The following is a 16,071-nucleotide window of genomic DNA, read 5'->3' as shown; positions in this document are numbered from 1 at the left end:
GCACAGCTCAGTAAATAGTTGTACTTTTGCGCCATCGAATTTTGAATATTTTGAAGATGAAGAGATTATTAACCACAGTACTATTAGGGGCGGCTCTGTGTGGCTTTGCCCAGAGTGAGCAGACTCTTGAAAAGGGTTGGCGTTTTACACGTGAGGATAAGGCAGACTTTGCTGCTGCGACATTTGACGACAGTAGTTGGCAGAGCGTAACAGTGCCCCACGATTGGGCTATTTATGGTCCGTTTGATATTGAGAACGATGTGCAGCGTACGGCTATCAAGCAAGATGGGCAGGTGGCTCCGATTGCGCATTCGGGGCGTACGGGGGGCTTGCCTTTTGTAGGGGTAGGCTGGTATCGCACGCACTTTAAGGTAGACGACTTTGAGGCGGGCTCGGGTAAGAGTGTATTTGTACAGTTTGACGGGGCTATGAGCAACCCCGTGGTATACGTCAATGGGCAGAGGGCTGGCGAGTGGCATAATGGCTACAATACTTTCTTTTTGGAGATTACCCCTTTTATAAAGCAAGGTGATAATACGCTGGCGGTACGCTTGGAGAATCTCACCCAACAATCGCGTTGGTACCCTGGTGCAGGGCTTTACCGCAATGTGCATATCATCGTAAAGAACGATACCTATGTACCGATATGGGGGGTGCAGATTACTACCCCTGAGGTTAATAAAGAGTTTGCTAAGGTGAAGGTAAAGACGGAGGTGGAACTTACGCCTTCTTTTGTAACCAATCCAAAAAATATAAAGAATACGCCTATAAAGGTTCGCACTGAGATTTATGCCCCCGATGGGAAGCGGATAGTCTCTGGGGAGAAATCCCTTGATGAGTATAGCATAGAGGGCGTAGAGCAAGAGCTTATAGTCGATAAGCCTGCGCTTTGGGATGTTGGTAAGCCTAACCTCTACAAGGCAGTGAGCATTATCCTTGAAGAGGATAAGGTGAGGGATAGGGTTACCACTACTTTTGGGATACGTTCCATTGAGCTAAGACCTAATGATGGGTTGTATCTCAATGGGCGAAAGATACAGTTTAAGGGGGTGTGTTTGCACCACGATTTGGGTCCGCTGGGGGCAGCGGTAAACGAGGCTGCAATACGCCGGCAGATAAAGATAATGCAGGATATGGGGGCAAATGCCATACGCACCTCGCACAATATGCCTGCCCCTGAGTATGTACGCATTGCCAACGAGATGGGTATGATGCTTGCTGTGGAGAGCTTTGACGAGTGGGCAATCCCTAAGGTGGATAATGGCTATCACTTGTACTTTAAGGATTGGGCAAAGGAAGACCTGAGAAACCTCGTAAAGCACTACCGTAATGACCCCTCAGTGGTGCTATGGTTTATTGGCAATGAGGTAGAGGAGCAGAGCGTAGAAAGCGGCTCGCAGGTGGCGCGCTACTTGCAGGATATTGTTAAAAAGTATGACACTACGCGCCCTGTGTGCAATGGTATGGACAGACCTGATGATGTGATGAAGAACAATATGGCAGCTACGATGCAGGTAGCAGGCTTTAACTATCGTCCGTTTAAGTATGAAGAGGCGTATAAGCGTTTGCCACAGCAGTTGCTTTTGGGCAGCGAGACCGCCTCAACACTGAGTTCGCGCGGGGTGTATAAGTTTCCTGTGGAGCGCAAGTCGATGCCGAAGTATGACGACCAGCAGACCAGCTCGTACGATGTAGAGCACTGCGGTTGGTCGAACCTACCCGAAGACGACTGGGTGCACCAAGATGACCTCCCCTATATGTTGGGTGAATTTGTGTGGACAGGCTTTGACTACCTCGGCGAGCCTACGCCTTACTATGTGGAGTGGCCAGCACATAGCTCTTATTTTGGTGCGGTGGACTTAGCAGGGCTGCCCAAAGACCGCTTCTATCTATACCGCTCGCGTTGGAATAAGGACAAGGAGACGTTGCATATCCTTCCACATTGGAATTGGGAAGGACGCGAGGGCGAGACTACCCCTGTGTTTGTATACAGCAATTACCCTATGGTAGAGCTGTTTATCAACGGCAAAAGTCAAGGCAAGCGCAGCAAGGATACGAATGTGAAGATAGCAGGCAGCGACAGCGAAGCGGCTAAAAAGAGCTTTGAGCGACAGAAGCGTTATCGCCTGATGTGGATGGATACGAAATATAAGCCAGGTACCGTAAAAGCAGTAGCTTATGACGAGAAAGGCAAGAAGGTAGCCACTACGGAGATACATACCGCAGGCAAGCCTTATGCGCTGCGCCTTACCGCCGATAGAACGCAACTAAAAGCTGATGGTAAGGATTTGGCGTTTATCACTGTGGAGGTGGTGGATAAGAAAGGCAATGTGTGTCCAACCCCTAAGGATTTAGTACATTTTGAGGTAAGCGGGGCAGGTACTTACCGCGCGGGGGCTAATGGCGATGCTACCTGTACGGATGTGTTCCATCTGCCACAGATGCACCTTTTTAGCGGTAAAGCCGTAGCGATAGTGCAGGCAGCTGAGCAGGCAGGTAAGGTAGTGCTCAAAGCCAAGTCAGAAGGGCTAAAAAGTGCGGAGATAGTGATGAATGTACAATAATAAGTAATCAGTAAAAAGAAATAAGAAAAGAGGCTGTCCAAAAGTCGGACAGCCTTTCTTTTGTGTCTTTACCATACAATCACTTCATCTACGATTTGACGTTGTTCGGTAGCGGTGCGGCGGAGATAGATACGGGTGGTCTCAATGCTCTCGTGCCCCATAAGGTCGGCAAGGAGAGCGATGTCGCTAAGGCTCTCTAAGAAGTTTTTAGCAAAGCGATGCCTAAATGAATGAGGATAGACCACCTCGGTGGGTATGCCGTACTTTTGGGCAAAATGCTTGAGCTGGTGAGTAATGCCACGCGGACTAATGCGTTTGCCAAAACGATTGAGGAAGAGATAGCCTGAACTGCGCCCACATTCACTGAGCCACACCTTAGCTTCTTTTTGCAAAGTTACAGGAATATAGAGCCGCCGTACTTTACCCCCTTTGCTATAGATATCGAGGTGCCCCGCGAGGACGTGCTCTACTTTGAGTTGTAATAGCTCACTCACACGCGCCCCTGTAGCAGTTAAGAACCATATCACAAAATGCCAATAGGTGTGTCCATCGGCTTTTAGCTGTGCCTTTAAGAACTCGTAGTCGGCATTGGAGATGACATTTTCTAAAAAGTTCTTTTGCTGCACCTTTACGAACTTGAGTTTTAGGGTGTCTTTCCCTTGAAACTCTAAATACTTGTTGAGTGCTTGCAAGCGCAGATTGACCGTTTGCGGCTTAAAGTGTTCCACCAAATAACCCTTGTAAGCCAAGAGGTTTTTTCGGTTAAGTGCCTTGTAATGTGTCTTAAAATACTGTACTGAAAAGAGGTACGACCGCTGTGTACTCTCAGAGAGCTCCTGCCCTTGCAGGAATTTCTTAAATGAATCTAACATCTTTAAATAATTTTTAAATAAGGCACAAGATAGGAAATTAGAAGTTAGGAATTAGAAAGTAGAAATGCTGTTGATACGTCTCATTATCAGCAGTACCCCCCTTTTGAGCTGCCTAAGGGGTGGGTGTGGTGTAAGTTAGGGGAGGTGTGCGATGTAGAGAACGGATATGCTTTTAAAAGTCAAGATTACAAAGAAAATGGAATTCCTTTAATAAGGATCTCAAATATACAAGAAGGAAAAATATCTCTTACTAATACCATATATATTGATAAAACAGTTAATGAACAGTTTATTGTGAAAAGAGGAGATTTATTAATCGCAATGTCAGGAGCTACGACAGGTAAAATGGGTATATATGAAAATGAAGAGATTGCCTACCTTAATCAACGTGTTGGGAACATAAGGATTAAAAATGAAAAACTTATCAATAATCAATATAGAGACTATTGTCTAATGAGTCAGAAAGATTATATTTTGGAATTAGCATATGGAGGTGCTCAGCCCAATATAAGTAGTGCCATTATTTCTTCTTTAAATATTCCCCTTCCACCTCTTGCTGAACAACAGCGTATTGTCGCAGAAGTTGATAAACTCTTTACCCTTATAGATCAACTTGAAGAAGACAAAACCGCTTTACAGCAATTAATAACCCAGCTTAAAAGTAAGATACTAAGCCTTGCTATACACGGGCAATTAGTGGCACAAGACGCTAATGATACCCCTGCAGAGGAGCTATTAAAGCAGATAAACCCTGAGTATAAAAGTAGTGGTAATTTGCATTATAAGAACTTGCCGAAGGGGTGGGCGATGTGTAAGTTAGGGGAGGTGTGTGAAGCAGAACGAGGTATAACATTTCCTTCAAGTGCCAAAAAATTTCAGTTTGAAGAAGGAACAATAGCCTGTTTACGAACGGCTAATGTACAAGAGCTATTAGACATAGAAGACTTGTGGTATATTGATGAATCTTATTTGAAAGGAAATAAAAGGAAGTATATTCAAATAGGTGATGTTATGATGTCTACTGCTAATTCAAGAGAATTAGTGGGTAAAGTTTCTTTTGTTAGAGAGTTGGATAAACCTATGTCTTTTGGTGGTTTTATAATGGCTTTAAGAGCTAAAGGAATTCATTCTGAATATCTGTATATTGTATTACGTACACTATTTTTAGAAGGATATTTTTCAAAAATAGCTTCTCAAACAACAAATATAGCTAACTTAAATACTCGTAATTTAAATGAAATCGATATATTGCTTCCTCCATTAGCAGAACAACAGCGTATATCAGAGAAAATTACAGAGTTATTCAATATTATTGATACCATTCAAAACGCCTTAAATAGCTAAGGCGTTTTGAATAGCATCTAACTGTTTAAAAAGTTTTTCAACTCGTTCTACAATGCGCTGCTGCTCAACAAAAGGAGGTAAAGGTAATTGTAATTCACCAAATAGTTTCTTATTAAGGTGAGGAATAGCAGACCCTACTTTATTTTCTTTTAATTCTTTCTGGTATGATTTTATAAAATGTAGTATATACGCTCTATCTACAATAGGCTCAATTTCAAGTATCTTCATAGTACTACCTTGGTATCCTTCGGCTGAGGCATAAAATATTTCTCCAGAGTTCTCACCATCAACTAAGATAAGCGTTGTGTTTTTGGGGATATATTTACCATTTTCTTTAATAGTGCTTGTTGCTTTTCCTCTAAAATATTTAACATCAAGATAAGGTAATTTTACATTTTCCTTCTTTTCGCCATCTTTTAATTTGCATACCATTTTGACGGGGATAACTTCCCACCCCTTCGGCAAGTTCTTATAATGCAAATTACCACTACTTTTATACTCAGGGTTTATCTGCTTTAACAGCTCTTCTGCGGGTGTCTCATTAACGTCTTGTGGCACTAATTGCCCACGTATAGCAAGGTTTAGTATTTTACTTTTCAGTTGAGTTACTAACTGCTGTAAAGCGGTTTTGTCCTCTTCAAGTTGGTCTATTAAAGTAAATAAACGATCTACTTCTTGGGTGATACGTCCTTGCTCAGCAAGAGGTGGAAGAGGAAATAAGAAAGAAGTAATATTTGAATTATTAATAGAAGGAGAATTATCCCCTTTCATAAAAGCATTTAAGCCCATTACTACATAATCAGATGTCATTAAATAATAACAATATTTTGAATCCATAGCCAAATTAGGCTTACAGATAAAGAAACCTGTTGAAGCAATGCAATCTTCCTCTTCAACCAAGGCTATATTACGTAAATAAGGACGAACCATAGAGAATAGTATATCTCCAGTTTCAGTGTGCCTTGTGGCACGGCTTGGGGCGTCTTCTATATTAATTATTTTCACCTCATTAATCTTACACTTTTTATTATCAATAGAATTAATGTCAATATACTTAAAAGGATTGGTTTTAGGCTTAGTACTTACCATATTATTAAATACCTCCCCTAACTTACACCACACCCACCCCTTAGGCAGCTCAAAAGGGGGGTACTGCTGATAATGAGACGTATCCTTAGTTATTTTTTGCTTTTTACCTTTTGGGACGTTGGCGGTTTTCTCAGCAGCGATACGTTTGAGTAGCTCGCTGGCAGGCTCATCGGTGGGGTCTTGGGGTACTAACTGTCCACTGATGGCAAGCGACAGTATTTTTTGTTTTAATTGTTTGGTATTCATTCTGTTGCTTCATTGATATTTGTTAATAACCCTTGCAGCTCACCGACTGCCTTTGCGATACGCTCACTACGCTCCCTCAGTTCTGCCATTAGCTCAGAGAGGGGGCGGTTGGCATCCTCATCTTCTTCGCGTATCCAACTGATGTCGAGGCTGGTTTTATCACGCGCTAAGAGTTCTTCTACGGTGAACTTACGCCAACGCCCATTGGGGTTGGTCTCAGGGTGATAGGTTTCGGTGCGTTGAAATCGGTTTTCAGGATTATAGCATTTTACGAAGTCGGCTAAATCTTCTTCTTTTAATGGGTCGCGTTTGAGTGTATGGGTTACATTGGTACGATAGTCATAAAACCAAATCTCCTTTGTGTGATAATTAGGACTTGCTTCTTTATTTTGGAAGAAAAGTACATTTGCCTTTACCCCATTGGCATAGAAAATACCTGTTGGCAACCTCAGTATGGTATGTAAATCAGTTGTTAGCAGTAATTTCTTACGGATAATCTCACCTGCACCACCTTCAAATAGCACGTTGTCGGGCAAGACCACAGCAGCAGTTCCTCCAACTTTTAATAAGGTATGGATATGCTGTACAAAATTTAGCTGTTTATTAGAAGTAGTTGTAAAAAAATCTTGCCTTTTATAGGTGAGTTCTTCTTTTTCAACCTTGCCTTCTTCATTTGTAAAAGTTAGCGCCGATTTTCTACCGAAAGGGGGATTGGTAAGTACATAATCAAAGCGTTCTTTAGGGTCAGAGAGGAGGGCGTCATTACGAACAATGGGTGGTACCCCATTAAAATCGCTAATGTTGTGGAGAAATAAATTCATTAGACACAAACGATAAGTGCTTGGAACGATCTCCCAGCCTCTAAAGGTCTTGAATTTCAAAAACTCTTTCTGGTCACGGTCTAAGTTCTTGCCTTCGTTTTGCTCTATAAAATCCTTAGCAGCAAGTAGGAAACCGCCACTGCCACAACAAGGGTCGGCAATGGTTTTCCCTGCCTTAGGTTGCACACATTTTACAATGGTTTTAATCAGCGCGCGGGGTGTAAAATACTGCCCTGCCCCTGTACGTGTGTCCTCTGCTATTTTGGCTAATAAGCCCTCATAGATATCTCCTTTTACATCAGTGGAGAGCTCTGACCAGTTTTCTTTATCTACCATCTCAATGACCTTAGCAAGCATTGCTGGTGTACTGATCTTGTTTTGCGCCCCTGCATAGATTTGCTGTAAGGTGCCTTTCTGCTGGGCAAGTGTATCAAGTATATAGCGATACTGCTTAAAAAGATCATCTCCACTCCTTGAGGTCAGCGTCTCCCACTTGCAATCATCAGGGATTTCAATTCGCTTATTAGGGTTTTTGCCATACTCATCTGCCATTTTTAAGAATAGCAAATAGGTTAATTGCTCAAGATAATCACTATTTGAGATGCCATCTCCCATTAAATAGGTCGCCATTGACCATATTTTTTGATTTATTGCTCCTATACTCATATTTTTATGCTACTAATGCGTAATTAATATCTGTTAAAATTGTCTTATAGTTATCGCCAAACAATCTATAGAACTTATTCCATCCTCCTTTTTCATCAAAAGGACTTAAATCCAAGTCTTCTTCAGTTATATTCACCGAGTTTTTTATATGTTCTCTTATCATCTGTAACCAAGCAGTTTGTTCTTCAGTAAACTGCCCATACCCTTTATTTTTATCGAATATCCATTTTTTAAATCGCTGATTTACCTCTTCTGCAAAAGGGGTAAGTTTTTTAGTTTGTCCTAACTCAAAGCGCAAAAGTGAAACGATGTCTACTAATTTTCGTTCTACTGATGAAGGTCTAGCTTTTATATCTTTTACAAACTCAAAAGCATTCCACAATTTATTGACACTTAATAAATAAGGAGAATGCTGCATAGCCTCGTGCACTTCTTTTATCATATCAAGGGTAAGGGCTCTTTGCTGATAGGATTGGTTATAAATAATGTTAAGTGCTGTGATTTCATCCTTATTTGCTTCGATAAATTCACGGAAGGTAACAATAGCTTGTTTGGCTGCGTTTTCGTGATCTGTATCAAAGCCAGCAAAGGTTACAGTGTCGAGTGTTGGGTCTATCACTTGGTCGTGTGTTTCACGGAGCTTAATGATATAGTTTCTAAATTCGGCAGGATAAATAGGTTCTAATGCCTTCTCTATTAGCTGATTTTGTGCTATCTCTCTTTGTTTTACTGGAGAAAGGTCTTCTTTATTGGGGATTGTATCCACTACTTCTTCTATCTTATCTTCATCGAAAGCATCTAAGAGATTGGCAGCGATATTTGATAGTGAAACTCCTCCTGTGAGTGCCCTAACTTTCTCTTCTTCTTTGGGGTCAAGTACATTTTGCAATTTAACCAAGCGATTTGCCAAGCTCGTCAGTACATCCTCATCCTTGTTATTAGAAACAGCCATCAAAAGCAACTGTTTTAGCGAAACTCCAAATTTGCGTTCCAATTGCCTTGAAGTTGTTTTTTGAGATCGCGTAACGCCTACAGCATCTACCACTACGTAATGCAATTTTTTCTCTTTGGCTGAAGGTGTTACCTTCATTAAATCCTCTTTGCTGATGGTGCGCGTTGCCCTACCGAGCATTTGTTCAAAATAGTTTTTACTGCGTACATCGCGCATAAAGACGAGGCACTCTAAGGGTTTTACATCTGTGCCCGTTGCGATCATATCCACTGTAACGGCAATCCTCGGATAGAACTCATTGCGGAAGCTGCTCAATACGGTTTTAGGATTATCCTCTGAGCCATAAGTTATCTTCTTGCAAAACTCATTTCCCTCACCAAATTCTTCACGAATAATGGTTATAATATCGTCTGCGTGGCTATCTGTTTTGGCAAACACTAAGGTTTTAGGCACTTCCGCTCTACCAGGGAATAGCAATGGTAAATTTTCTTTAAAAGTACGGATCACATTCCTAATTTGAGAGGGGCTAACCACCTTTTTGTCTAACTCAGAGGCGACATAGTTAAAATCCTCATCTAATTGTAGCCATCGTTTTCTGCGTGACAATCTCTCGCGCACTTCCACTTCTTGCTTTAAGATGCATCCACCATTTTTTGTTTTATCTGTCTCAATCAAAAAAGTACCTTCTCTACCGACATTTACGCCATCTAACACCGCTTGCTCGTGGGTGTATTCACTGACGACGTTTTCATCAAAAAAGGCAAAAGTACGTTGGTCGGGAGTTGCTGTAAGTCCGATGAGGAAAGCATCGAAATAATCTAACACCTGCTGCCATAGATTGTAGATACTACGGTGGCATTCGTCTATTATGATAAAGTCGAAAAACTCGGGAGGGAATTTAGGATTGTACACCACTTCCTTTGCTTTTTCTCGGTTATAGTGTAGCTCATTTTGCGAGATTTCTTCTGCCGCTTCATTGAGTTCTTCGCCCTTAAGGATCGCATACATACGCTGGATAGTGCTGATGCATACCTTGGCATCATTAGGAATAAACGAAGAATTTAATCTATGGACTGTATAAAGCTCTGTAAATAGGCGAGCATCATCATTAGGTTTGTAATTTCTAAACTCTTCCTCCGCTTGTTCTCCTAAGTTTTTAGTATCAACAAGGAAAAGAATTCTTTTAGCATTAGCGTATTTTAACAAGCGATATACACTGGTAATAGCGGTAAAAGTCTTTCCAGCTCCTGTAGCCATTTGCACTAAGGCACGCGGTTTGTTTTGCGCAAATGACTGCTCTAAATTGATAATAGCATTCACTTGGCAAGCTCTGAACCCCTCTTTGTTAAACTCAGGAAAATGCTTTAGATTATTGCGCAGCGTATTGTTTTCTTTTATCAACTTCTGTAAGTATTCTGGGCGATGAAAGGAGAATAACTTACGCGTTCTTGGCTTTTCATCTTTAAAATCACAAAAATGAGTAAGGACATCAGTAGCTTCATAAGTGAAACGCATTGGCTCTTTCTCAACAAAGTATTTTAGCCCTGAGTGGAGATAACTACTTGATTGCTCAGCCGCCTGTATTTTAAGCTTATGTCCATCGTTACTTTTCTTTGCCTCAATGACTCCTACAGGTTTCCCTTCTATAAAAAGAGCGTAATCAGCTTTATCTCCATCATTGGTCATAAACTCTCTCACAGCAACGCCTAAAGACGCTTTGGGGTTGTACTCATCCATATCTTGTAACACCCAGCCAGACGCTTCTAACTTTCTGTCTATCACTAATCTTGCTTTTTCCTCTGGATCCATAATCTGTGTATTTATAAATCGTTTCTATATAGCTTCCGATAACACTACATTATCAGAAGTTGCAAAGGTACGGAATAATTTATAACAGGCAATGGATACAGCTAAAATTTAGGTCAAAAAATTACGTAATAGAATTAAAAAAGTAATATGCGGTAAAGTCCATTCAAGAAGTCTGTTTTTCTGTAAAATTGTGTTTTTATAGATTTTCGATTAGCAAAAAACAAAAAAAATGAACCTCAAGTGAACCCTACTTGAACCTCAAGTGAACCGCACATAAGCCCGACAAAAATTTTCCCTGAGAGAAAAGAAAGACACAGCACTCACTTTTCGCTTCTTATTTCTGATTTTTTTCGTACCTTTGCCGCCGAATCAGAAAACCATTTACAGCATAGCAATATGAAAAAACTGATTTTAGCAGCCTTGTTTGCGGTGATGCCCCTCTGTATCTCGGCGCAGCAGGATACAATTCCTCTGGCAACAGACACCCTGCAACTCGCCAAGGCTCATATTACCGAAAAATCACCCTCCGAGCGTTGGTACAAGCCCTATGTCGCGCCCGCTGCCTTGGTTAGCTTTGGGCTCATCGCAAATGCTACGTATATCAACAAGTACGTACAGCAGCAGGCTTACCGCTACTCAGGAGGACACAAACTGCGCTTCGAAGACTATATCCAATACGCACCCATCGCCGAGGTGTTCCTATTCAGCAATTTGGGCGTGAAGGCAAAGCATTCCCTACGCGAGAGGCTTCTTGTTAGCGCAACGGCTTACGCCATAATGGGCATACTTGTCAACGCCACAAAATACAGCACCAAAGTGCGTCGCCCCGACGGATCGGCATATAATTCTTTCCCTTCGGGGCATACGGCAACTGCTTTTACAGGGATTGAAATCCTTTGGCAAGAGTATAAGGACGAAAATCTGTGGATTGGCATCAGTGGCTATGCCATTGCAGCCACCGTTGGCATAATGCGGCTACACAACAACCGCCACTGGCTCGGAGACGTATGCGTAGGGGCGGGTATCGGCATACTCAGCGCAAAGCTCGCGTATATGACCCTTCCGTATACCTCGAAGTGGCTTTTTGGCAAGAAAACAACCTCTGACAAAGCTGCGATGCTATATCCTATGATAAGCCAAGAGGGTAGAGGTGTGGGACTTACTTTAATCCTTTAATGATGAATATTAAATGTTTAACAACTCATCATCTAAGAAAAATAACACCCTATGCGATTCATCATTGAACAATCATTATTGAACATTGTGTTGTAATGACTCTATTTTCCAAAATATTAAACACCGTTCCTCGTCCGTGGCTTATCAAAGCCAGCTATTGCGTGCGTCCCGTCCTTTCGTGGTGGTATAAGGGCGATCGCTTCGAAGATCCGATTGACGGGCGGCGATTTCGCAAATTCTTACCCTACGGTTACGCCTCTGAACGCCCAAACGTGCTCTCGCCATCGACGCTCTCCTTAGAGCGGCACCGTTTGCTATGGCTCTACTTAAAATCATCCACCGACTTTTTTACCCAGCCTTTAAAAGTATTGCACGTGGCTCCCGAACAGGCATTCTACACGCGTTTTAAAAAACAGCCGAATTTGGACTACACAACCACCGATCTCCACTCGCCATTGGCTGACGTAAAGGCAGATCTCTGCGCCTTACCCTTTGCCGATGCTTCCTTCGACGTGGTGCTTTGTAATCATGTGCTCGAGCATATCCCCGACGACGAGAAGGCAATGCGCGAACTTTTTCGAGTAATGAAAAAAGGCGGATGGGGCATTTTTCAAGTACCTTTAGACAATGCACGCAGCGAGACCTTTGAAGACGACAATATCACCGACCGCAAAGAGCGAACACGCATTTTTGGGCAGTACGACCACGTACGCGTTTATGGAATGGACTATTTTCAGCGGCTGCGAAGCGTTGGTTTTCAGGTAGATGCCATTGCTTACGGCGCGCAGTTGCCGACAGAGCAAATCGAGCGATTTCGTATCGTGAAGAGCGAACTCCTACCCGTAGTGCACAAAATTTAACTACTTTTATTTTTAAGATTAGTAATTTAACTTGCATAAACATAAAGAAAATGAAATATTTAACCATTACAATGGCGTTGTTACTCATTGCCTGTAAGCAAACTTCAACGCCTTCAATACACAAAATAGCCGGTGAGGCGCAAGGCAGTACCTACCATATCAAATACATATCGGCGAGCGATGAGGACTTGAAACCTGCGGTGGACTCTATCCTTCAGGTGATCGACCGCTCGATGTCGGCTTATCGTCCTGATTCGATGATCTCGAAGATCAATGCGGGGGAAGCACAGACGCAGGTAGATGCGCATTTTGAGAAAGTATTCCGTGCTTCGGAGCAGATATGGAAGGAGAGCGGCGGGCTGTTCGACCCTACGGTAGGCGTATTGGTGCGCGCTTGGGGTTTTGGCAATAAGCCTATCAGCGAGCAGGAGATTCCTTCGGCAGCGAAAATCGATTCGCTTAAAGCCTTTGTGGGCTTTGAAAAGGTGAAGCTCACCCCCGATCATCGCATTGAGAAGGCGCGTCCTGAGATTATCTTTGACTTTAATGCTATTGCGCAGGGATATACCTCGGATGTGATCGCTGATTTTCTTAAGGCGAAGGGGATTACCAACTTTATTGTAGAGGTGGGCGGTGAGATGTATCTCAGTGGGCGAAATACGCTTGAGGATACGCCGTGGACTATCGGTGTGGAGAACCCTGTAAAGCCACTCGATGAGGCAGAGCTGATCGCAACGGTGCAGTTCACCGATGCGGGGCTGGCGACTTCGGGCAACTACCGCAAGGTGTGGACAGATAGCAAGGGGCGTCGCTATGTGCATTCGATCAATCCGCTGACGGGGCTCGCCACGCAAAGCGATGTGCTCAGTGCCACCGTCATTGCGCCTACTGCGATGCTCGCCGATGGCTACGCAACGATGTTTATGGTGATGGGATTTGAGAGGAGCAAGCAGTTCCTCGAGGCACACCCCGACTTCAGAGTGTTGTTAGTATATACCCATCCCGAGACAGAGAAGGTAGAGGTGTTTAAGACTCAACCTTTTGCTGAATTAATAGCGGAATAGTCATTTTCTCTCACTTTCTTTATATTCTTTTTCCATGGTGTCTCCGTAGTGTATTCGTTTGGGATCCGTTGTGTGTTCGGTGGGGATTTTTCCTGTTGGTAGTTTTTTAGAAGATTAGCTGGTGAGGTGTTAGAGCATAGAAGTATAGAAAGTAGGTAAGTGTTAAATTGATTAAAAGTATAAGTATATGAAAATAGGTGTTATAGGGGCGATGGAGCTTGAGATTGAGAGCCTTCACGCGGCTATTGAGGGCTGTAAGGAAACGAAGGTCGGTCGGTTTGTGTTCTATGAGGGTACGATGGCGGGCACTGAGGTAGTGCTGTTGCTTTCGGGTATTGGCAAGGTGAGTGCGGCTGTGGGTACGGCGTTGCTTATTGAGCGGTTTGCCCCTGACTTGGTCGTTAATACAGGTACGGCAGGTGGGCTTGGTGATAGCTCGGTTTACGACCTTATCCTCGCCTCTGAGGTGGCATATCACGATGTGGACGTAACGGCTTTTGGCTATGCCTATGGTCAGCAAGCGCAGATGCCGCCAACCTATCACAGTGATGAGACGTACACGGAGCGGCTTCGTGAGGTAGCGTCAAAGCATAGCGGAAGACTACACTTTGGCGAGGTTGTCAGCGGTGATTCCTTTATTTCTGACCCTGAGCGGCTACGAGGTATTGAGGCGTTATTTCCTAAGGCGAAGGCGGTGGAGATGGAGGCGGCTGCCATAGCGCAGACTTGCTATCTGTTTGCGGTGCCTTTTGTGATGCTTAGGGCTGTTTCAGATAAGGCAGGCGAGGGCAATACGGTGTCGTATGATACTTTTGTCAATGAGGCAGGACGGCTGTCGGCTGCTATTGTTAAAGACTTTATAGTGCATAGTGCATAGTGTACAGTGTATAGTGCATAGTTCTCAGGGCTATTCTAAAAACTAAAAGTTAACTCCTAAAAGCTAAAATAGATGATACATAATACAATAGAAAGTAAACCTCATTATGTTGTGCTTGATGCACTCAGGGGTGTTGCTGCCTTTATGGTGCTCTTTTTTCATATATTTGAATCGTTTGCCACCTCTCCGCTTGATCAGGTGATTAATCACGGGTATTTGGCTGTGGACTTCTTCTTTATGCTTTCGGGTTTTGTGATTGCGTATGCGTATGACGACCGTTGGGATAGGTTGTCGGTAAAGGATTTCTGCAAGCGGCGATTGATACGCTTACAGCCAATGGTGGTGATAGGTGCGCTGATAGGGGCATTGTTGTTTTACACACAAGGCTGCCAAATGTGGGACGTGTCGCAGGTGTCGATAGGGGTGCTACTGGTGGCGATGTTGCTCAATATGCTAATGATACCAGTTACGTCTTCGGTAGAAATACGAGGTATTGGAGAGATGTACCCACTCAATGGGCCTACGTGGTCGTTGTTCTTTGAATATATAGGGAATATACTTTATGCATTGGTGCTCAGGCGTATGGGGACGAGGGTGCTTGCGATCTGGACAGTACTGATGGCTGTAGGGCTTTGCTGTTTTGCTGTGGGTAGTCCGTGGGGATATCTCAGTGTAGGTTGGGCGATGGATAGCACGAATATGCTTGGAGGTTCACTGCGTTTGCTTTTTGCTTTTTCGTGTGGGCTCTTGCTCAGTAGGTTATATCGTTATAGAGGTGTTAAACACGGTTTTTTGTGGGCAGCGTTACTGATTGTTTTGGTAACGGCAGCACCGCGCATAGGTGATAAAGATACGCTTTGGATGAATGGGCTGTACGACTCATTGGTGATTATACTTGTATTCCCGTGTGTAGTGCTTTTAGGGGCTTCGGCAAGTGTGAAAGGGAAGGCTATGGCAAGAGTAGCTAAGTTTTTGGGTGATATTTCGTATCCGCTTTATATGGTGCATTATCCTTTTATATATTTGTATTACGCTTGGGTAAAGAATAACGAACTTACTTTTTGGATGTCGATACACGGTGCTATAGGGGTAGTGGTAGGCTCGGTATTATTGGCGTATTTGTGTTTGAAATGGTATGATATCCCAGTGAGGCGATGGCTTGCTGGGCGTTTGAAGTAGGTTAGGCTAAAAGGAGTGTTGTTCTGTGTTTTTCTAAGCTATTGATTATAAATGAACTGTAAAAATAATTTATTTTTTTAGTAAAAAAATTGTGAAATTATTTGCAAGGAATGAAAAGTAGTTATACCTTTGCACCCGCAAAAAAGAAACAAAGACGTTCATCATAATATTAGGAGAGGTGCCGGAGTGGTAACGGAGCAGATTGCTAATCTGTCGGCGGGTAACTGTCGCCTGGGTTCGAGTCCCAGTCTCTCCGCACATAAAGAAAAGGTTATACAATAGATAGAGTTTTCGGGGCGTAGCGTAGTCCGGTCATCGCGCCTGGTTTGGGACCAGGAGGTCGCAGGTTCGAATCCTGCCGCCCCGACGAAGAGAGTATTTCAATAAATGTTTCATTTTGCATTGTTGAGATACTTTTTTTGCATATTTAAAGGTTTTAAAGGGTTATTTGGGGTCACGTAGCTCAGTTGGATAGAGCATCTGCCTTCTAAGCAGACGGTCACAGGTTCGAATCCTGTCGTGATCACGAGAATTTGTTTCATTTTGTATTAA

Annotated in this window: 11 protein-coding genes and 3 tRNA genes; 10 read left to right on the top strand and 4 right to left on the bottom strand. The window is 43.1% G+C overall.

Annotated features, from left to right (window positions below; all coding sequences use genetic code 11):
- Positions 1-56: 56 nt before the first annotated feature.
- Positions 57-2,564 (top strand): DUF4982 domain-containing protein, encoded by a 2,508-nt coding sequence (locus AXF12_RS09400; RefSeq protein ID WP_066430563.1) that lies wholly within the window; start codon positions 57-59, stop codon positions 2,562-2,564.
- A gap of 68 nt (positions 2,565-2,632) precedes the next feature.
- On the opposite strand, the gene AXF12_RS09395 is transcribed toward AXF12_RS09400, so the two are convergent.
- A complete protein-coding gene (locus AXF12_RS09395; RefSeq protein ID WP_066430562.1) occupies positions 2,633-3,436 on the bottom strand; it encodes a tyrosine-type recombinase/integrase in 804 nt (267 codons plus the stop codon).
- 144 nt (positions 3,437-3,580) lie between these two features.
- Here AXF12_RS09395 and AXF12_RS09390 point away from each other — a divergent pair, with 144 nt between their 5' ends.
- Positions 3,581-4,780, top strand: a complete 1,200-nt coding sequence (locus tag AXF12_RS09390; RefSeq protein ID WP_145955117.1) for a restriction endonuclease subunit S — start codon at positions 3,581-3,583, stop codon at positions 4,778-4,780.
- On the opposite strand, the gene AXF12_RS11930 is transcribed toward AXF12_RS09390, so the two are convergent.
- The 3 genes from AXF12_RS11930 to AXF12_RS09375 are packed head-to-tail and all read right to left on the bottom strand — an operon-like array spanning position 4,769 to position 10,363.
- On the bottom strand, positions 4,769-6,115 hold the full coding sequence (locus AXF12_RS11930) for a restriction endonuclease subunit S (protein ID WP_082752988.1): 1,347 nt from the start codon (positions 6,113-6,115) through the stop codon (positions 4,769-4,771). The two genes, AXF12_RS09390 and AXF12_RS11930, sit on opposite strands and share 12 nt — an antisense overlap.
- Positions 6,112-7,566 carry a class I SAM-dependent DNA methyltransferase gene (locus AXF12_RS09380; protein WP_231909909.1) on the bottom strand — a complete coding sequence of 485 codons (1,455 nt, stop codon included), beginning with the start codon at positions 7,564-7,566 and terminating at the stop codon, positions 6,112-6,114. The genes AXF12_RS11930 and AXF12_RS09380 overlap by 4 nt, the downstream gene beginning before the upstream one ends.
- A 40-nt stretch (positions 7,567-7,606) precedes the next feature.
- A complete protein-coding gene (locus tag AXF12_RS09375) occupies positions 7,607-10,363 on the bottom strand; it encodes a type I restriction endonuclease subunit R (protein WP_066430558.1) in 2,757 nt (918 codons plus the stop codon).
- Between the two features lie 396 nt (positions 10,364-10,759).
- On the opposite strand from AXF12_RS09375, the gene AXF12_RS09370 reads away from it, so the two are divergent.
- From AXF12_RS09370 to AXF12_RS09335, 8 genes are all read left to right on the top strand, one after another.
- A complete protein-coding gene (locus AXF12_RS09370; protein ID WP_066430557.1) occupies positions 10,760-11,539 on the top strand; it encodes a phosphatase PAP2 family protein in 780 nt (259 codons plus the stop codon).
- Positions 11,540-11,634: 95 nt separating this feature from the next.
- Entirely contained in the window at positions 11,635-12,399 is a 765-nt protein-coding gene (locus tag AXF12_RS09365; RefSeq protein WP_066430555.1) for a class I SAM-dependent methyltransferase, read from the top strand.
- Between the two features lie 50 nt (positions 12,400-12,449).
- On the top strand, positions 12,450-13,463 hold the full coding sequence (locus AXF12_RS09360) for an FAD:protein FMN transferase (RefSeq protein WP_066430554.1): 1,014 nt from the start codon (positions 12,450-12,452) through the stop codon (positions 13,461-13,463).
- 187 nt (positions 13,464-13,650) lie between these two features.
- Complete coding sequence (locus tag AXF12_RS09355) at positions 13,651-14,340, top strand: 5'-methylthioadenosine/adenosylhomocysteine nucleosidase (RefSeq protein WP_066430553.1); 690 nt, start codon at positions 13,651-13,653, stop codon at positions 14,338-14,340.
- Between the two features lie 72 nt (positions 14,341-14,412).
- Positions 14,413-15,519, top strand: coding sequence for an acyltransferase family protein (locus AXF12_RS09350; RefSeq protein ID WP_066430551.1), 1,107 nt, complete (start codon positions 14,413-14,415; stop codon positions 15,517-15,519).
- A gap of 172 nt (positions 15,520-15,691) precedes the next feature.
- A tRNA-Ser gene (locus AXF12_RS09345) sits at positions 15,692-15,775 on the top strand.
- Positions 15,776-15,811: 36 nt separating this feature from the next.
- Positions 15,812-15,886, top strand: a tRNA-Pro gene (locus tag AXF12_RS09340).
- Between the two features lie 85 nt (positions 15,887-15,971).
- Positions 15,972-16,045 (top strand) — tRNA-Arg (locus AXF12_RS09335).
- The last annotated feature ends 26 nt before the right edge of the window (positions 16,046-16,071 follow it).

It is taken from the genome of Capnocytophaga haemolytica, assembly GCF_001553545.1.
GTDB classification, from domain to species: Bacteria; Bacteroidota; Bacteroidia; order Flavobacteriales; family Flavobacteriaceae; genus Capnocytophaga; species Capnocytophaga haemolytica.
Note: the sequence above shows the minus strand (reverse complement) of the source record. Positions and strands in the feature narration are given on the sequence as shown.